Source organism: Pseudoxanthomonas sp. SORGH_AS_0997 (assembly GCF_031453535.1).
Classification (GTDB): Bacteria; Pseudomonadota; Gammaproteobacteria; order Xanthomonadales; family Xanthomonadaceae; genus Pseudoxanthomonas_A; species Pseudoxanthomonas_A winnipegensis.
In genome coordinates this window covers 121810-139149 of the sequence record NZ_JAVIZI010000001.1, presented here as the reverse complement: position 1 = coordinate 139149, position 17340 = coordinate 121810, and the positions used below count along the sequence as shown (strand labels likewise).

The 17340-nt window shown below is 69.9% G+C and carries 16 protein-coding genes and 1 pseudogene; 4 read left to right on the top strand and 13 right to left on the bottom strand.

The features are described 5' to 3' along the window. Positions 1-2: 2 nt before the first annotated feature. From tolQ to aspS, 11 genes are all read right to left on the bottom strand, one after another. Complete coding sequence (gene tolQ, locus QE438_RS00565; protein ID WP_306993243.1) at positions 3-776, bottom strand: protein TolQ; 774 nt, start codon at positions 774-776, stop codon at positions 3-5. A gap of 52 nt (positions 777-828) precedes the next feature. Then, positions 829-1278 (bottom strand): tol-pal system-associated acyl-CoA thioesterase, encoded by a 450-nt coding sequence (gene ybgC, locus QE438_RS00560; RefSeq protein ID WP_306993245.1) that lies wholly within the window; start codon positions 1276-1278, stop codon positions 829-831. Between the two features lie 52 nt (positions 1279-1330). Continuing rightward, entirely contained in the window at positions 1331-2371 is a 1041-nt protein-coding gene (gene ruvB, locus QE438_RS00555) for a Holliday junction branch migration DNA helicase RuvB (RefSeq protein ID WP_286576869.1), read from the bottom strand. An 87-nt stretch (positions 2372-2458) separates the two neighbouring features. Further along, positions 2459-4312, bottom strand: a complete 1854-nt coding sequence (locus tag QE438_RS00550; protein WP_286577680.1) for a potassium transporter Kup — start codon at positions 4310-4312, stop codon at positions 2459-2461. Positions 4313-4426: 114 nt separating this feature from the next. Further along, positions 4427-5017: a Holliday junction branch migration protein RuvA gene (gene ruvA / locus QE438_RS00545; RefSeq protein ID WP_306993249.1), complete on the bottom strand. Its 591-nt coding sequence runs from the start codon at positions 5015-5017 to the stop codon at positions 4427-4429. Beyond that, complete coding sequence (gene ruvC, locus QE438_RS00540; RefSeq protein WP_306996199.1) at positions 5014-5526, bottom strand: crossover junction endodeoxyribonuclease RuvC; 513 nt, start codon at positions 5524-5526, stop codon at positions 5014-5016. Before ruvC ends, ruvA begins: the two co-directional genes overlap by 4 nt. Positions 5527-5675: 149 nt before the next feature. Continuing rightward, positions 5676-6413, bottom strand: a complete 738-nt coding sequence (locus QE438_RS00535; RefSeq protein WP_130515824.1) for a YebC/PmpR family DNA-binding transcriptional regulator — start codon at positions 6411-6413, stop codon at positions 5676-5678. A gap of 345 nt (positions 6414-6758) precedes the next feature. Then, a complete protein-coding gene (locus tag QE438_RS00530) occupies positions 6759-7319 on the bottom strand; it encodes an alpha/beta fold hydrolase (RefSeq protein WP_130516237.1) in 561 nt (186 codons plus the stop codon). A gap of 83 nt (positions 7320-7402) precedes the next feature. Further along, entirely contained in the window at positions 7403-7657 is a 255-nt protein-coding gene (locus QE438_RS00525; RefSeq protein WP_306993252.1) for a hypothetical protein, read from the bottom strand. A gap of 86 nt (positions 7658-7743) precedes the next feature. Continuing rightward, positions 7744-8253, bottom strand: coding sequence for a GNAT family N-acetyltransferase (locus tag QE438_RS00520; protein ID WP_130515820.1), 510 nt, complete (start codon positions 8251-8253; stop codon positions 7744-7746). Positions 8254-8335: 82 nt separating this feature from the next. Next, entirely contained in the window at positions 8336-10087 is a 1752-nt protein-coding gene (gene aspS, locus QE438_RS00515; RefSeq protein ID WP_306993254.1) for an aspartate--tRNA ligase, read from the bottom strand. Positions 10088-10252: 165 nt separating this feature from the next. Here aspS and QE438_RS00510 point away from each other — a divergent pair, with 165 nt between their 5' ends. Next, positions 10253-10960 (top strand): DUF3011 domain-containing protein, encoded by a 708-nt coding sequence (locus QE438_RS00510; protein ID WP_306993256.1) that lies wholly within the window; start codon positions 10253-10255, stop codon positions 10958-10960. Positions 10961-11653: 693 nt separating this feature from the next. Here the strand turns inward: QE438_RS00510 and QE438_RS00505 are convergent. Both QE438_RS00505 and QE438_RS00500 read right to left on the bottom strand, forming a co-directional pair. Beyond that, positions 11654-11950: a zinc ribbon domain-containing protein gene (locus tag QE438_RS00505; RefSeq protein WP_130523365.1), complete on the bottom strand. Its 297-nt coding sequence runs from the start codon at positions 11948-11950 to the stop codon at positions 11654-11656. Positions 11951-12015: 65 nt separating this feature from the next. Then, positions 12016-13317 (bottom strand): cation:proton antiporter, encoded by a 1302-nt coding sequence (locus tag QE438_RS00500; protein WP_130523364.1) that lies wholly within the window; start codon positions 13315-13317, stop codon positions 12016-12018. A gap of 223 nt (positions 13318-13540) precedes the next feature. Between QE438_RS00500 and QE438_RS00495 the strand changes: the two genes are divergently transcribed. The 3 genes and pseudogenes from QE438_RS00495 to QE438_RS00485 all read left to right on the top strand — a co-directional run. After that, positions 13541-14782, top strand: coding sequence for an MFS transporter (locus QE438_RS00495; RefSeq protein WP_306993259.1), 1242 nt, complete (start codon positions 13541-13543; stop codon positions 14780-14782). 61 nt (positions 14783-14843) lie between these two features. Further along, positions 14844-17135 carry a glucosylglycerol-phosphate synthase gene (gene ggpS, locus QE438_RS00490; protein WP_307184155.1) on the top strand — a complete coding sequence of 764 codons (2292 nt, stop codon included), beginning with the start codon at positions 14844-14846 and terminating at the stop codon, positions 17133-17135. 38 nt (positions 17136-17173) lie between these two features. Beyond that, positions 17174-17314 (top strand): annotated as a pseudogene (locus QE438_RS00485) (phosphatidate cytidylyltransferase); the annotation flags it as partial. Positions 17315-17340 lie beyond the last annotated feature (26 nt).

Here is a 17340-nt window from a genome sequence, read left to right as displayed (position 1 = left end):
CCTCAGGCTTCGCCGGTCTGGCGCTGCAGGATGGAGCTGAACTCGTCGGCGAAGGTTTCATAGCGCACCGAGATGCGCTCGACGCGGGTGGTGAAGCGGTTGTAGGCCCACACCGCCGGGATGGCCACGAACAGGCCAATGGCCGTGGCGAACAGCGCCTCGGAAATGCCCGGCGCGACCGCGGCGATGCCGGCCTGCTCACCACTGTTGAGCATGTCGTGCATGGTCACCATGATGCCGAACACCGTGCCGACCAGGCCCACGTAGGGCGCGGTCGAGCCGATGTTGGCCAGCAGCTCCAGGTTGCGCTCCAGCGCGTCGATCTCGCGCACGTAGGCGGTGCGCATGGCGCGCTGGGCGCCCTCCAGCTGCACGCGCCCATCGGTGTGGCGCTTGTCGCGCAGGCGGGCGAACTCGCGGAAGCCCGACTCGAAGATCGCCTCCAGGCCGGTGACCACGCGACCGCGATCGGTGGCCGCCGCGTACAGCTTGCCCAGATCGGCGCCGGACCAGAACCGGCCCTCGAACTCGTCGGCATCGCGGTTGACGCGCTTGAACACGCCGGCCTTGCGGAAAATGATGATCCAGCTCACCAGCGAGCCGGTCAGCAGCAGCAGCACGATCACCTTGACCGGCAGGCTGGCCTTGAGCAGCAGCTCGAAGTAGTTGATGGAGCTGTGGGCGGCCTGCGCGGTGGCCTGGGCAGCCGCGGCGGCAGCCTCCGGCGGCAGGGTCTCGGTCACGGCGTCCTGCAGCGCCAGGAGCAATCCAATCATCCGTTGTTTCCTCGGGGGTTCTACGCTTTAAAGAAGGGGGAGCGGCAAAGGGTCAGGCGGGGACTTCCAACAGCTTGAATTCCTGGTACAGCGTCTCGTCCAGCCCGACCGGGCGGAACGCGGACGCGGACACCGCGGCGATCTTCACCTGCGCGGCCAGCAGCCGTTCCTCCCCGCGCCAGATCGCCTGGTCGAACAAGATGCTGGCGCGCCGCACCTGGCGCACCTGCACGGTCACGGTGAGCAGGTCGTCCAGGCGCGCGGGCCTGAGGAAGTCCAGCTGCATGCCGCGCACCACGAACACCAGATCGTGCTCGCGGCGCAGTTGTTCCTGCATCTGGCCGCGCGATCGCATCCATTCGCTGCGCGCGCGCTCGAGGAAGGCCACGTACTGCGCGTGGTAGACCACCCCGCCCGCGTCGGTATCTTCCCAGTAGACCCTTGTCGGAATACTGAACGGTTGCCCATCGCTGGCGGCCTGGGCGGGGGATTCGACAGTCATCAGGTGCTCCGGAGCGCTGCGGGGCGCGGGAATCGGCGGGCCGTATGCGGCATCAGAACAAGGCCTCGGAGTCCGGGAACGGCAGCCCGGCGTCGCGCTTGGGCTGCAGCCCCAGGTGCGAATAGGCCTTGGCCGTGGCCATGCGCCCGCGTGCGGTCCGCACCAGGAAACCCTGCTGGATCAGGTAGGGCTCGATCACGTCTTCCAGCGTGCCGCGCTCCTCGGACAGGGCCGCGGCCAGCGACTCCACGCCGACCGGCCCACCGTCGAAGCTCTCCACGATGGTGTGCAGCAGGCGGCGGTCGAGCTCGTCGAAGCCTTCCGGATCGACCTTGAGCATGGCCATGGCGGCATCGGCGGTGTCGCGGCTGATCTGGCCACCGGCCTTGACCTGCGCGTAATCGCGCACGCGCCGCAGCAGGCGGTTGGCGATGCGCGGCGTACCGCGCGAGCGGCGCGCGATCTCGGCCGCGCCCTCGGGCTCGCAGGGAATGCCCATGATCTGCGCCGAGCGGCGCACGATCCGGGTCAGCTCGGCGGTGTCGTAGAACTGCAGGCGCTGGACGATGCCAAAGCGGTCGCGCAGCGGCGCGGTCAGCAGGCCGGCGCGGGTGGTCGCGCCGATCAGGGTGAACGGCGGCAGGTCGATCTTGATCGAACGCGCGGCCGGGCCCTCGCCGATCATGATGTCCAGCTGGAAATCCTCCATCGCCGGGTACAGCACTTCCTCCACCACCGGCGAGAGACGATGGATCTCGTCGATGAACAGCACATCGTGCGGCTGCAGGTTGGTCAGCAGCGCGGCCAGGTCGCCAGCCTTCTCGATCACAGGGCCAGAGGTCGTGCGCAGGCTGACGCCCAGCTCGTTGGCGATGACGTGGCTGAGCGTGGTCTTGCCCAGACCCGGCGGCCCGAAGATCAGCACATGGTCCAGCGCCTCGCCGCGACCCTTGGCGGCCTGGATGTAGATGTCCAGCTGCTCGCGCACCGGCTGCTGGCCCAGGTAGTCGGCCAGGCGCTTGGGCCGGATCGAGGCCTCCAGGGCATCGTCCTCACGGGTGGCGTCGGCGGCGATGATGCGGTCCTGGGTCATGCGGCTATGGTACGGGCAGGAGTGCGGCGTGAGGGGAAGCGAGCCTGCTTTGACGCGTGCTCACTGCGCTTCGCTTACGCCCCGCCCTCAGATCTCCACCTGCGCCCCCAGCTCCACCAGGCGGTTGCCGGGGATGCGGAAGAAGTTGGTGGCCGGGGCGGCGTTGCGGTGCATGGCGGCGAACAGCTTGTCGCGCCAGACCGGCATGCCGCGGTGGGCGCTGGCCACGATGTTCTCGCGGCTGGCGAAGAAGGTGGTGTCCATCGGGTCGAAGTACGGCCCGCCCTGATCGCAGCTGCGCATCAGCGCCAGCGGCACGTCCGGGGTCTCCATGAAGCCGAACTTGACGATGACGCGGTAGAACTCGTCGCCGATCTCCTCGACCTTCATGCGCTTGTCGGCCGGCGCGTACGGCAGCGGCAGCGTATACACGGTCAGGAAGACGTTGCGCTCGTGCAGCACCTTGTTGTGCTTGAGGTTGTGCAGCAGCGCGTGCGGCACCATGCCGGTCTGCGCGGTCAGGAACACCGCCGTGCCCGGCACGCGCGCCGGCGGGGCCAGCATCAGCCCGGGCAGGAAGCTGTCCAGCGCGATGCCGTCCTTGCGGATCTCCGCGCCCAGCAGCTCGCGCCCGCGCCGCCAGGTGCGCAGCAGGGTGAACACCACCAGGCCCAGCGCCAGCGGGAACCAGGCGCCGTCGAAGAACTTGGCGCCGTTGGCGATGACGAAGCCCACATCGACGATGAAGAACACCACGCACAGCGGCAGCACCCAGGTGCGCCACTTCGGCCACAGCGCGCGCGCCACCAGCGCCAGCAGCATGGTGTCGATCATCATCGTGGCCGACACCGAGATGCCGTAGGCGGTGGCCAGCGCGGTGGAGCTGCCGAAGGCCAGGACCACGGCCAGCACCGCCAGCATCATCATCCAGTTCACGCCCGGCACGTAGATCTGGCCGATGGTGTCGTGCGAGGTGTGCTTGACCGTCATGCGCGGGATGTAGCCCAGCTGCATGGCCTGGCGCGCCACCGAGAAGGCGCCGCTGATGACCGCCTGCGAGGCGATGATGGCCGCCATGGTGGCCAGCACGATCATCGGGTACAGCGCCCAGTCCGGCACGGCCTCGTAGAACGGGTTGTTGACCGCGGCCGGGTCCTGCAGCACCAGCGCGCCTTGGCCCAGGTAGTTGAGCATCAGGCATGGCAGCACCAGGATGTACCAGGCGTAGCGGATTGGCTGGGCGCCGAAGTGGCCCATGTCCGCGTACAGCGCCTCGCCGCCGGTCACCGCCAGCACCACCGCGCCCAGGATCAGCACCGAGTGCCAGCCGTGGGTCATGAAGAAGTTCACCGCCCAGAACGGGCTGAAGGCCTTGAGCACCTCGGGCGCATCAACGATGTTGTAGATGCCGATCGCCGCCAGGGACAGGAACCACACCGTGGTGATCGGCCCGAAGATCTTGCCCACCTTCTCGGTGCCGAAGCGCTGGGCCATGAACACCAGGATCAGGATCACCACCGTGATCGGCACGATCCAGTGGTCCAGCGCCGGCGCGGCCACCTCCAGGCCCTCGACCGCGCCCAGCACCGAGATGGCCGGGGTGATCACGCCGTCGCCGAAGAACAGCGAGGCGCCGAAGATGCCGAGGATGCCGACCACGTAGGCCGAGCGCGAGCCCTTGGGCAGGGTGCGCTGGGCCAGGGTCATCAGCGCCATGATCCCGCCCTCGCCGTCGTTGTCGGCGCGCATGATGATGGTGACGTACTTGACCGTCACGGTGATCACCAGCGCCCAGAACACCAGCGACAGGATCCCCAGGATGGTGTCGTGGTTGCCGACCAGGCCGAAGTGCGGCGAGAAGGCTTCCTTGAGCGTGTACAGCGGGCTGGTGCCGATGTCGCCGAACACCACGCCGATGGCGCCCAGCACCAGGCCGGGCATGCCCTGGTTGCCGTGGCCGTGGTGGGCGGGCGCGTTGCTGGTCGAGGTCGTGGCGGAGGGCGAAGACATGCGGCGCTAGCCTACTGCTGAAAAAGTGAGGATGTCCTGCACGCTTCAGCGCAGGGCCGAACGCAGCGCCTTGCGGATGATCTGCGCCGCGTCGTCGCCGGCGGCGGCCGCGTCGCGGGCCATGCGCTGGGCCTCGGCCGGCTTGTAGCCGAGCTGCTGCAGGGCGATGACCGCCTCGGACTGCGGGTCGGCCGGCGCGCTCATCGGCGTGACCACATCGCCGCCGGTCAGCGCCGCGGCGCGGTCGCGCAGCTCCACCACCATGCGCTCGGCGGTCTTCTTGCCGATGCCGGGGACGCGGGTGAGCGCGGTGACGTCGCCGGCCTGCACCAGCCGGGCGAACTCGTCCACGCTGACGCCGGACAGGATGGCCAGGGCGATCTTGGCGCCGATGCCGGTGACCTTCTGCACGTCGCGGAACAGCCGGCGCTCGCCCTCGCGCAGGAAGCCATACAGCGAGACGCTGTCCTCCTTCTGCGCGTAATGGGTGAACAGGGTGACCTCGCGGCCGAGCTCGGGCAGGTCGTAGATGGTGCTCATCGGCGCCTCCAGCTCGTAGCCGACGCCGCCGCCGACCTCGATCAGGAGCCAGGGCGGGGACTTGGCGATGAGGATGCCGCGCAGGCGCCCGATCATTTGCGGCTCCACGCCATGCGCGCGTCCACGCCCATGCGGGCGGCGGTGGCGCGCACGTGGGCATGGGTGATGGCCACCGCCAGCGCATCGGCGGCGTCGGCCTGCAGCTTGCCTTTCAGGTTGAGCATGATCGCGACCATGTGCTGGATCTGTTCCTTCTCGGCGCTGCCCCGACCGACCAGCGCCAGCTTGATTTCCTTCGGCGCGTACTCGTGCACCGGCAGGTCGCGCAGGACCACGGCGCTGATCGCCGCGCCACGCGCCTGGCCCAGCTTGAGCGCCGAGTCGGCGCTCTTGCCGACAAACACCTGCTCGATCGCCACCTCGTGCGGTCGCCAGGCGTCCAACAGCTCGGCCAGCCCCAGCAGCAGGCGCTTGAGCCGCAGCGGGAACCCACCCTCGCCCAGCAGCACCAGCGGGCCGTTGTACACGTGCACCGCGCGCCCGGCGGCATCCACATCGATGATGCCGATGCCGGTGCGCTGCGAGCCCGGGTCGATGCCGAGGATGCGGACGAAACCGGGACCGGGGACCGGGGACCGGGGACCGGGGGAAGCGTGGTCGGTAGCGTTTGCCTCTGCGGAGATCGCCGCTTTTCCCGGGTCCCGGGTCCCCGGTCCCCGGTCCCGCCCAGGCCGGCGCCCCGGGCCGCGTCACCTCAGCTTCCCTCGCCCAGCGCCGCCTGATCGGCGTTGGAATAGACGTTCTGCACGTCGTCCAGGTCCTCGAGCATGGCCAGCAGCTTGGACACCTGCTGGGCGGTCTCGCCGTCCACCGCCACGTCGTTGTCGGCGCGGAAGGTGACCTCGGCATAGCCGGGGGTGAAGCCGGCGGCGGCGAGCGCCTGCCGGACTTCCTCGAAGCCCTCCGGCGTGGTCAGCACGTCGATCGCGCCGTCCTCCGGGTACACCACCACGTCTTCGGCGCCGGCCTCGATGGCCGCCTCGGTCAGCGCGTCCTCGTCCAGGCCACCGTCGAAGCTCAGCACGCCGAGCTTCTTGAACATGAAGGCCACCGAGCCCTCGGTGCCCATGTTGCCGCCGCACTTGGCGAAGGCATGACGCACGTCGGCCACGGTGCGCACGCGGTTGTCGGTCAGGCAGTCCACGATCACGGCCACGCCACCGGGCGCGTAGCCCTCGTAGCGGATGGTCTCGTACTCGACGCCTTCCAGCTCGCCGGTGGCCTTCTTGATCGCACGTTCCATGACGTCCTTGGTCATGTTGGCCGCCAGGCCCTTGTCCATGGCCGTGCGCAGGGCAGGATTGTTGGCCGGATCGCCGCCGCCGGGGCCGCGCGCGGCCACGCTGATCTCGCGGATGATCTTGGTGAACACCTTGCCGCGCTTGGCGTCCATGGCGTTCTTGCGGGCTTCGATCGAAGGGCCTCGACCCATGACACACTTCCGTTGGCTGAACTTGAGACGAAGCGGCAATTTTACCCCATGCCGCGCGCCCTGCCGCTGGGGACTAGGGCCTGTCATTCCTCCCCGGGCAGGCCGCGCCGCCCTTGCGCGTGCCCGGGGCAAGGAAGCGGGAGGGAGTGGACGTCCGTCCACGACCGAGCAATGACGCAGCCCCGGGTGCGCGCAAGGGCGGCCCTCCGGGTTGGCGCTGCAAGGCCGCCATCTTCGCGCCGCGCGGCTTGGCCTGACGGCCAGTCAAGCCTGCGCCACGCGACGCAAACCTGACGGCCTTGCAGCGCCAACGCGGCCTACCCGGGGAGGAATGACAGGCCCTACCTAGCGCCGGAACCGCCCGTGCCGCAGGAAGGCCACCACCTGGCGCGCGGCCTGCGGCGAGAACGGCAGGCCGGTATGGCTGGCGTGCACGCAGCAGTGATCGACCAGGCCGGACAGGCGGGTCTCGGCCAGGGCCACGGTGCCGTCTGAAGTCTCGTCCACGCCGGCCAGCAGGCGGCCCACGCCGCGCGGCACATCGCCGGCGATCATGCCGACCTCGGTCGGGCCACTCCAGGGCGGACAGCCCCGGTCCAGCAGCAGCGCGCTGCGGCCGAGCACGCTGCCCCAGCCGCGCTGCGCGAGCACCTGCGCGGTCGCACTGCCGGACAGCGGCGAGCCCAGACAGACCAGGCGCGGCACGGGCAGGCCCGGATGCCGGCGCAAGGTCTCCAGCGCGATCAGCCCGCCGAGGCTATGCCCGACCAGATGGGTCGGGCGCGCCTGGCGCAGATGCGCGGCCAGGCGCGCGATGGCCACCTGTGGACCGCCGGTGACGCCGGGATAGCCGAAGGGCTCGGCGGCGAAGCCCGCCCGCCGCAGCCGCCAGGCCAGCGGCTGCATCCACAGCGGCGCGTTCCAGATGCCATGCAGCACCAGCACCGATGGCAACGGCGCCCGCAGCGCGTCGCGGGCGTCGGGTCGGCTCAGTCGCAGGTCACCGCGGTGATCCGGTCCTGCGCGTCGACGTGGACGGTGACCCGATCCATGCCGATATCGGACGAGGTCTCGCCGGCGCCGAGGGTGCGCAGGCGCTTGGCCCGGCTCTCGGCCTGGATGCGGTCCAGCACGCCCTGCTCGGCCACCCGGCCGATGGCCCAGCTGCCCGAGGCCGACGTACAGCGCATCATCTTCTCTCCCCCGCAGCCGGCCAACAGCCCGCAGGCCAGGGACAGTGCCAACAGCGCGCGCCTTCCGTGCATTTCGGATTCCTCCTTGGACATGGGGCGCAGCATGACCCAAGCGCGGGCCGCGCTCAACCGCGCGCTCAGGCCGGGCGCCGCAGGATGAACTCGTCGTCCAGCACGTTGCCCACGGCGAACTGGTACTCGCCCACCTTGTGAAACCCGTGCCGGGCATAGAAGCGCTGCGCGCCGAAGTTCTGCGACCACACCCCGACCCACAGCGTGCGCGGCCCCTCGCGCAGCAGCCAGTCGAGGGTGGCCTGGAACAGGTGGGTGCCGACGCCGGCGTTCTGCTGCCCCTGCAGCAGATAGAGGCGCTTGAGCTCGCCATCGCCGGGCTGCACGCCCGGATGCGGCAGCCCGCAGGGACCGGCGGCCGAATGCCCGATCGCCTGGCCATCGCGCTCGGCCAGGAAGATCGCGTAGTCCGGATGCGCCAGCACGATCCGCATGCGCTCCAGCGCATAGGCCTCGTCGAGGAAATCGCGCAGGTCGCCCGGCGGATACAGATGACCGAAGGTCTGCACGAAGGTGCGCTCGGCCAGCGCCGAGAGCGTGTGGGCGTCGTCGAGGGTGGCGCGGCGGATCAGCATCGGGCCAGAAGTGAGCGTTGAGGAGTGAGAAGTGAGTGAAAGCGGATCGCGCCGCCCGCCCTTGCTCACTCCTCAGCGCTGGTCACTCGCTCTTTGGCCGCACCTGCACGTGCACCTCGGCCAGCTGCGCGTCCGGGATCGGCGAGGGCGCGTCGGTCATCAGGTCCTGCGCGCCGGTGGTCTTGGGGAACGGAATCACGTCGCGGATCGACTCGGTGCCGGCCATCAGCGCGGCGATGCGGTCGATGCCGAAGGCGATGCCGCCGTGCGGCGGGGCGCCGTAGTTGAGCGCGTCGAGCAGGAAGCCGAACTTGGCGCGCGCCTCCTCGGCGCCGATGCCGAGCAGTTCGAACACCGCGCTCTGCATCTCCGGGCGATGGATGCGGATCGAACCGCCGCCGATCTCATTGCCGTTGAGCACCATGTCGTAGCCGCGCGAGACCGCGGTCCTGGCGTGAGCGCGCAGGTCCTCGATCGAATCCACCGCCGGCGCGGTGAAGGGATGATGCAGGGCCACATAGCGCTGCGCCTCCTCGTCCCACTCGAACATCGGGAAGTCGGTGACCCACAGCGGGCGCCAACCCTCCTGGACCAGGCCGAAGTCCTTGCCGGCCTTCAGGCGCACGGCGCCCATGAAGTCCGAGACCTTGCCGTAGGCACCGGCGCCGAAGAACACCAGGTCGCCCTTGCCCGCGCCGACATGCGCGATGAGCGCGGCGAACTTGTCCTCGGCGAAGAACTTGGCGATCGGCGAGGTGATCTCGCCGCTCTCGCCGATCTTGATATAGGCCAGGCCCTTGCTGCCGTACTTGGCCGCGTGCGCGGCGTACTCGTCGATCTGCTTGCGCGACAGCGTCGCGCCGCCCGGGATGCGCAGCGCGGCCACGCGGCCGTCGGCATCGTTGGCCGGGCCGGTGAACACGGCGAAGTCGCTGTCCTTGACCAGCTCGGCCACGTCGACAAGTTCCAGGTCGATGCGCAGGTCCGGCTTGTCCGAGCCGTAGCGGCGCATCGCCTCGGCCCAGGTCATGCGCGGGAACTGCGCATCCAGTTCCACGTCCACGACCTCCTTGAAGATCGCGCGGATCATCTCCTCGACGAAGTCCTGCACGTCGCGCTCGCGCACGAAGGCGAACTCCATGTCCAGCTGGGTGAACTCCAGCTGGCGGTCGGCGCGCAGGGCCTCGTCGCGGAAGCAGCGCGCGATCTGGTAGTAGCGGTCGAAGCCGGCCACCATCAGGATCTGCTTGAACAGCTGCGGGCTCTGCGGCAGGGCGTAGAACTCGCCCGGGTGCATGCGCGCCGGCACCAGGAAGTCGCGCGCGCCCTCCGGCGTGGCCTTGGTCAGGATCGGCGTCTCGATGTCCTGGAAGCCGCGCGCATCCAGATGACGGCGCAGGGCCTGCACCAGCCTGATGCGGGTGCGCTGCATGCGCTGCATCTCCGGACGGCGCAGATCGAGATACCGGTACTTCAGGCGGGTGTCCTCGCCGGGGTTCTCGTGCGCGTGGAACGGCAGCGGCGCGGCCTTGTTGAGCACGGTGATCTTCGAGGCGATCACCTCGACCTTGCCGGTCTTGAGCTTGTCGTTGACCGCGTGGCGCGCGCGGACCACGCCCTCGACCTGCAGCACGTCCTCGTAGCCCAGCGAGGCGGCCACGGCGAACACCTCGGCGTTGTCCAGCTCGACGGTGACCTGGACGATGCCCTCGTGGTCGCGCAGGTCGATGAAGCACACCCCGCCCTGATTGCGGGCCACGTCGGTCCAGCCGGCCAGAGTGACAGTTTGGCCGATCAGGGTCTCATCGACCAGGCCGCAGAAGTGGGTACGCATGTGAGCAAACTCCGGGCAGGCCGCACGCCGCGGCCGGGAAAGCCGGCTATTTTGCGGCCCGCGCCGGGGCGCGGCAAATGCGGGCCCAGCGGCCCGCGCCGGCTGACGGGACGGCGGCGGGGCCGCGTGTATAGTCCGGCCCACTCGACCACCCGGAGCCGTGCCATGTTGCGACTGTTTGCGGTGCTGCTGTTTGCCTTGGGCTTGTATGCGGCCGCGCCGGCCCACGCCCAGGATTCAGTCACCTGCGAGAGCCAGAACAACCGCTACCGCGAATGCCGCGGCTTTGGCGGCCGCGTGCGGCTGGACCGCGCGCTGTCCGACTCGCCCTGTATCGAGGGCCGCACCTGGGGCACGCGCGGGGACGTGATCTGGGTCGACCGCGGCTGCCGGGGGCGCTTCGTGTCCGTGCGCGGCGGCTGGGGCGACCGCCCCGGCGCGGGCCGAACGGTGCGCTGCGAAAGCACCGACAACCGCACCCGCGAGTGCGCCACCGGCTTCCGCGGCCGCGCCGTGCTGGTGCGCCAGCTGTCCGACAGCCGCTGCGTGGAGGGCCGCAGCTGGGGCCAGCGCGGCGGCAACATCTGGGTCAGCCAGGGCTGCCGCGGCGAGTTCACCGAAGGCCGCGGCGGCGGCTGGGGCGGCGGCCCCCCGGGCGACCCGGGCTGGGGCAACGCCAATCCCAATTACACCGTGACCTGCTCAAGCAGCGACAACCGCCGCACCAGCTGCGGCTGGGACCGCCGCAATGGCCGCCCGGTGATCGTCAAGCAGCTCTCCAGCAGCCCCTGCATCGAGGGCAGCACCTGGGCCTGGCGCGGCGATCAGATCTGGGTCGATGAAGGCTGCCGCGCCCGCTTCGGCGCCCGCTGATCGGTTTCTCGATCGATGGCTGCCACACGGACACGCGTGGCAGGCATCGCAATAGAGGCCGAGCTGACGCCCGGCCTCTTTTTTTGTGCGCTCCGCCGTTCGCCGAATGCCTGGTCAGTAAGGCGGACTTCGCCAAGCAGGCTCGACCTGGCCGGCCGCGGCTCCTCGGCTTGGCCCGCCGCCCCTGGCGGATTTTCCGGTTAACCGCGCCTCATCGTTCGATCGGAGCCGCCCTTGTGACCGTTTTGGCCAACGGCGGCTCCCACCTGTAGAGCGGAGCTTGCTCCGCTGGGGCCTTTCCCACGAACCGAACGAAGAGCAGCGGAGTCCCCAAGAGGGGATTGCCACAAGCTCCGCTCTACAAGGAGGGCGGCGTGAACGGAAGAGACAGTGGCGCACACGGCGATTGAGTCCGCGCCCGACAGAGTCGAGGCTGCACGTCAATCGAACAGGGCTTCCTTCGACTTTCGGCCCGAGGCCATCTGCGTAACGTGCGCGGCAGCGGTCCGGCGGGCGGGGGGCCGCGCCTAGCGAGGCAGGACGCCGAGCAACCGAATCAGGGCAGGATGTCCTGATTGAGGGAAAAGCGGCTCCCGCCCGCCGGACCGCTGCCCTTCCGGAGCCAGAGCGCGCTCGCCGGGCTCCGGAAGATTGAGGGACGAACCTCTTGCAGCAAAGCAAGCAGGCGATCGATCAATCGCCGCTGGAAGGCGTAGCTGGCTTGGCCTCGCTGGCCGCCGGCTTGGACTCGCTGCTGCCGGAAGCGCTGCTGCCCGCCCCCTCGACCAGGTTGCGCTTCTTGTCGCCGTCCTTCTTGAAGTCGGTCTCGTACCAGCCGCCGCCGGCCAGGCGGAACGCCGGCGCCGTCACCTGGCGCCTGACGGTCTGCGCGCCGCATTGCGGGCAGGTGTCCGGGTCGGGGTCGGAGAGCTTCTGCAGCTTGTCGAAGCTGTGGCCACAGGTGGTGCACTGGTAGGCGTAGATCGGCATGGCGATGACAGGGGTTGGCGTTAGCGGATGGCGGGCGCCAACGGTGGGGGCTGGAGGGCGCCGAATCAAGCGGTCCGGTCGGTGCGATCGGCATCCTCGGGCAGCGGACCCGAGTCCTGCGCCGGTGGCGCGGCCGCGCGCACCCGCTCCTGGTGGAACTCCGAGGCCCCCGGCGCCAGCAGCGTGGCCGCCGCCCCGCCGGCCGCCGGCGCGTAACGCTCCGGCGCCGTCTCCACCGGATCCACGTCGAACGGCGTGCGGAACACCAGCGAAGGCAGTAGCGTGGTCAGCGTCGCATACAGCAGCAGCCCGCCGAACAGCGCATCGGGGATGGCGAAGCGCTCGCGCAGCACCCCGGCCAGCACCAGCGTGAAGATCAGCGTCGGCGCCAGCGCCGTGCCGATGCGCAGGCCGGTGCGGAAGGATTCGCCGAAGGTCAGCTTGCGCTGCAGCGCCAGCAGGCCCACCCGCAGCGGCAGCACCACTGCGGTCAGCGCCAGGCCCACACCCAGCGCCCCCAGACTCAAGGCGCCGGCCGGCACCTTGGTGCCCGAATAGAAGAAATAGAACGGCACGAAGAAACTGGCGAACAGCCGCACCGCGTGCAGGTTGTCGTGCGAGGCCAGCGTCGGCATGCGCTGGCGCAGCAGGCGCGCCACCAGACCGGTGACGAAGGCGCCGACCAGATCGTGCACGCCGATCAGATGGGTCACGTAGGCGGCGATCACGCCGACCATCACCAGCAGCGAGAACTCCGCGCCCGGCGAATGCGGCAGCACCCAGCGCCCCAGCGCGATGAACAGCAGCGGCAGGCCGACCAGCATGGCCAGCAGCGCCAGCGTCGAGCCCAGCATCTCCAGCGGCGGGCTGGCCGACTGCAGCACCACGAACAGCGCCGCCAGCGCCAGCAGCTCGCCGGCGATGGCCTTGTTGGTCACCCAGAACTGCTCCTTGGTGTCCAGCCCCAGCCGGCCCAGCGTGTCGATGATGAAGCCGGTGGAAGGCGTCAGCAGGGCCAGCGCCAGCAGCGCGGCCGCCTGCCAGGACAGCCCTGCATAGCGCCAGGCCAGCCACGCCACCACGGCCAGGCTGGCCGAGCGCGCCACCAGATGGATGACCAGCTGCTTCCAGCCCTTGCGCAGCGCCTTGGGATCCACCTCCAGACCGGCGAACAGGAACAGCGAGGAGATGCCCAGCGAGGCCATCAGCGCCACCACCCCGTCCTCGACCGGCTTGCCGATGATCAGCGCGGCGACCACGCCGAAGGCCAGGCAGGTCAGCGGCGCCGGCAGCTTGAACTGCTGCAGGAATCGCGGAATGACTAGGAGCCCGAAGATCAGCAGCAGGTAGATCAGTTCTTGGCTCACGACGGTCCTTTCATGCGGGGTGGGCGAGGATGCGAGGCATGCTGCAATGCAGCATGCCCGTCCCGGAGGATGCGGCCAAGGGATGGCTTCGGGCACCCCGGCGCGCGGACGCAGGACGCCGCTGCGCTCGAGGGTCGCGCACCTTACGCAACTTTCCCCAAATTAATCAATATGTTATGATGATGAAGGTGACCAACTCCCCTTCCCCCAGAAGGTCGCGTTGATGCTGCGGCTGTTCACCCTGCTGCTGGGCGTGGCCCTGCTGCTGACCGGCAGCGGCCTGCTCGGCACGCTGCTCGCGGTCCGCGGCGCGCAGGCCGGCTTCGACGATCGCACGCTGGGCCTGGTGATGTCCTGCTACTTCGCCGGGTATTTCTTCGGCACCTTCATCGGCCCGCCGCTGATCGGCCGCATCGGGCATATCCGCGCCTTCGCCTTCTTCGCCGCGCTGGCGGCCATCGCCGTGCTGCTGCACCCGATCTGGCTCGATCCCTGGGCCTGGGGCCTGCTGCGCCTGGTCACCGGCGTGGCGCTGGTCGGGCTGTACACCGTCATCGAGAGCTGGCTCAACGCCGAGCCCAATGCGAGCACCCGCGCGCGGGTGTTCTCGGTCTACATGATGGTCAACCTGTCGGCGCTGGCGCTGGGCCAGGTGCTGCTGGGCTGGGGCGGGATGGCGATGGCTACCCTGTTCTCGCTGACCGCCATCCTGCTGTGCGCCTCGGTGATGCCGGTGGCGGCCACGCGCCTGCAGCAGCCCGAGGTGCCGCCGATCCAGCGCTTCAGCCTGCGCCGGCTGTATGCGCTGGCGCCGGCGGCCACGGTCGGCGCGGCGCTGTCGGGCCTGGCGATGGGCGGCTTCTGGGGCCTGTCGCCGGTGTACGCCGGCCGCATCGGCCTGGACACGCGCGGCGTGGCGCTGTTCATGCTGGCCGCGATCGCCGGCGGCGCGCTGCTGCAGGTGCCGATCGGCCGGATCAGCGATGGCCGCGACCGCCGCCTGGCGCTGGCGCTGGCCGCGCTGGCCGCCGCGGGCGTGGCCCTGGCGATGCTGCTGCCGGCGGTCCAGGCCGACCGGCGGGCGCTGTTCGGGCTGTTCTTCCTGTTCGGCGGGCTGAGCTTCTCGCTGTATCCGTTCGCGGTGGCGCACATGCTCGACTACCTGCCGCGCGAGCACCTGCTGTCGGGCTGTTCAAGCCTGCTGCTGGTCAACGGCGTCGGCTCGGCCATCGGCCCGGCGCTGGCCGGCGGGGCGATGCAGCGTCTGGGCCCCTCCGCGCTGCCGATCTACTTCGCGGTGATGCTGATCGCGCTGGCGGCCTATCTATTCGCCCGGCTGCGCTTCCACCGCGACCGCACCTTCGCCGCGCCCTTCCGCCCGATGCTGCGCACCACGCCCACCGCGCTGGAGCTGATGCCGGAAACCGAACCCCCATCGCAACCTCAAGAGGAACGTTTTGACTGATCTGACCCCACCCATCCGCAACACCTCACCCCGCTCCACCCAGGCCCGGCCCGATCCGCGCCTGATCCTGGCGACCGACCTGGACGGCACCTTCCTGGCAGGCGACGCCGAGCAGCGCCACCGCCTGTACCGCCTGGTCGACCAGCACCCCGAGATCTGCCTGATCTTCATCACCGGGCGCGGCCTGGAAGCGGTGATGCCGCTGCTCACCGACCCCGCGATTCCCCGGCCCGACTATGTGGTGTGCGACGTCGGCGCCACCGTGGTCGATGGCCATACGCTGCAGCCGCTGCAGCCGCTGCAGTCCAAGATCGACAGCCGCTGGCCCGGCGACTACACCGTGGCCGCCGCGATGCGCGCCTTCCCCGACCTGGTCCGCCAGGACGTGCCGCAGGAACGCCGCTGCTCCTACTACTGCGACCCGGACACGCTGGCGCCGATCCGCGCCGACCTGGAGGAGGCCGCGCATGCGCTGGGCTGCTCGGTGCTGTATTCGGCCGACCGCTACCTGGACATCCTGCCGCCGGACACCGACAAGGGCCGTACGCTCAAGGCGCTGGCCCGGCAGCTCAAGCTGCCCAGCGAACGCGTGCTGGTCGCCGGCGACACGCTCAACGATCTGTCGATGTATCTGGCCGGCTTCCGCGGCGTGTGCGTGGGCGATTCGGAGGCCGCGCTGATCGAGGCCACCGGCGCGCTCTCCGACGTGCTGCACGCCAAGGCGCCCGGCTGCGGCGGCATCCTGGAGGCCATCGCCCACTTCAAGCTGCTCGACAAGGACGACCCGTGGCTGCCGGTGGCGCGCACCGCGCCAACCGGCAAGGCGCAGCTGCTGATGGTCTACCACCGCCTGCCCTACGAGGAGGTCGTGGAGGACGGCGAGCTGGTGCGCCGCCAGCCCAAGTCGCCCAACGGCATCATTCCCTCGCTGCTGGGGTTCTTCCAGGGCGGGCAGACCGGCTCCTGGGTGGCCTGGAGCATCGACGATCCCAAGCACGGGCCGTTCCAGACCCATACCTCGGTCGATGAGCGCTATCCCAACCTCACCGCCGCGCGGGTGCCGCTGAGCAAGACCGAGGTGGACATCTTCTACAAGCGCTTCAGCAAGGAGGCCTTCTGGCCGATGCTGCACGTGTTCTGGGAGCGCGCGCGCTTCCGCGAGGACGACTGGAAGGTGTTCCTCAAGGTCAACCGCAAGTTCGCCGAGGCCACCGCGGCCGAGGCGGCCGAAGGGGCGACGGTGTGGCTCCACGACTACAACCTGTGGATGGTGCCGGCCTACCTGCGCGAGATGCGCCCGGACCTGAAGATCGCCTTCTTCCACCACACCTACTTCCCCTCGGCCGACGTGTTCAACGTGGTGCCGTGGCGGCGCGAGATCATCGGCAGCCTGCTGTCCTGCGATTACGTGGGCTTCCACATCCCGCGCCAGGTGGAGAACTTCGTCGATGTGGTGCGCGGGGTGGCGCCGGTGGAGCGCCTGCGCACCGAGAGCTGCGCGCCGCGCTTTCTCACCTATGGCTGCGCGGTGGGCCTGGACACGATGACCACCCGCCTGCGCGTGGCCGGCCGCGAGGTGGCCCTGGGCGCCCATCCGGTCGGCACCGACCTGCGCCGCATCAACCAGGTGCTGGCCAACCCGGAGGTGCGCAACAACATCTTCAAGCTGCGCCGCGAGATCGGCGCGCGCAAGCTGGTGCTCTCGGTCGAACGCCTGGACTACACCAAGGGCACGCTGGCCAAGCTGGAGGCGTTCGAGCGCCTGCTCGAATCCCACCCGCAGCTGCACAACAAGGTCACCCTGCTGATGATCTGCGTGCCGGCGGCCAAGGAGATGACGGTCTACCGCCAGCTGCAGAACGCCATCGAACAGGCGGTCGGCCGCATCAACGGCCGCTTCGCGCGGATGGACTGGACGCCGGTGCGCTTCTTCGCCCAGGCCTTCCCGTTCGAGGAGGTGGTGGCGCATTACGCCGCCGCACAGGTGATGTGGATCACGCCGCTGCGCGACGGGCTGAACCTGGTGGCCAAGGAGTTTGTCGCCACCCAGGGCATCGAGGGCGGCAACGGCGTGCTGGTGCTGAGCGAGTTCGCCGGCGCGGCGGCCGAGCTGAAGGGCGCGGTGTTGACCAATCCGCACGACCAGGCCGACCTGACCGCGGCCCTGTCCCAGGCCCTGCGCATGCCCGAGGACGAGGCCGCCGGCCGCCTGCGCCAGCTCAACGACATCGTCGAGTACTACGACGTGGACCGCTGGGGCCGCGACTTCCTGGCGGCGGTGCGCGACTTCACCCCGGCCTCGGCCGAGGTGCACGCGCTGGCCGCCGCGCCGAAGCGGGCCGCCCACGCCTGACCGGCCACGGCCGGCGCCCCTGCCCGGGCGCCGGCCGCTTCCTCGGCGGGCTGGCGCTGTCGGCGACCAAGCGCAGCCTGGGCGCCAAGGCCTGGGGCACGATGATCGAGGGCTACGGCGGCGCGCTGGACCGCCTGGATCCGATGGTGTTCTCCGCACCGGTGTTCCACGTCTTGCGCGACGCGTTCGACGCCTGCCGATGGGC

What these genes read in the sequence shown, in the direction of transcription:
- tolQ (WP_306993243.1), bottom strand. Translation starts at nt 776, where the DNA reads ATGATTGGATTGCTCCTGGCGCTGCAGGACGCCGTGACCGAGACCCTG.
- ybgC (WP_306993245.1), bottom strand. Translation starts at nt 1,278, where the DNA reads ATGACTGTCGAATCCCCCGCCCAGGCCGCCAGCGATGGGCAACCGTTC.
- ruvB (WP_286576869.1), bottom strand. Translation starts at nt 2,371, where the DNA reads ATGACCCAGGACCGCATCATCGCCGCCGACGCCACCCGTGAGGACGAT.
- QE438_RS00550 (WP_286577680.1), bottom strand. Translation starts at nt 4,312, where the DNA reads ATGCCCGGCCTGGTGCTGGGCGCCATCGGCGTGGTGTTCGGCGACATC.
- ruvA (WP_306993249.1), bottom strand. Translation starts at nt 5,017, where the DNA reads ATGATCGGGCGCCTGCGCGGCATCCTCATCGCCAAGTCCCCGCCCTGG.
- QE438_RS00535 (WP_130515824.1), bottom strand. Translation starts at nt 6,413, where the DNA reads ATGGGTCGAGGCCCTTCGATCGAAGCCCGCAAGAACGCCATGGACGCC.
- QE438_RS00530 (WP_130516237.1), bottom strand. Translation starts at nt 7,319, where the DNA reads ATGCAGCCGCTGGCCTGGCGGCTGCGGCGGGCGGGCTTCGCCGCCGAG.
- QE438_RS00520 (WP_130515820.1), bottom strand. Translation starts at nt 8,253, where the DNA reads ATGCTGATCCGCCGCGCCACCCTCGACGACGCCCACACGCTCTCGGCG.
- aspS (WP_306993254.1), bottom strand. Translation starts at nt 10,087, where the DNA reads ATGCGTACCCACTTCTGCGGCCTGGTCGATGAGACCCTGATCGGCCAA.
- QE438_RS00510 (WP_306993256.1), top strand. Translation starts at nt 10,253, where the DNA reads ATGTTGCGACTGTTTGCGGTGCTGCTGTTTGCCTTGGGCTTGTATGCG.
- QE438_RS00505 (WP_130523365.1), bottom strand. Translation starts at nt 11,950, where the DNA reads ATGCCGATCTACGCCTACCAGTGCACCACCTGTGGCCACAGCTTCGAC.
- QE438_RS00495 (WP_306993259.1), top strand. Translation starts at nt 13,541, where the DNA reads ATGCTGCGGCTGTTCACCCTGCTGCTGGGCGTGGCCCTGCTGCTGACC.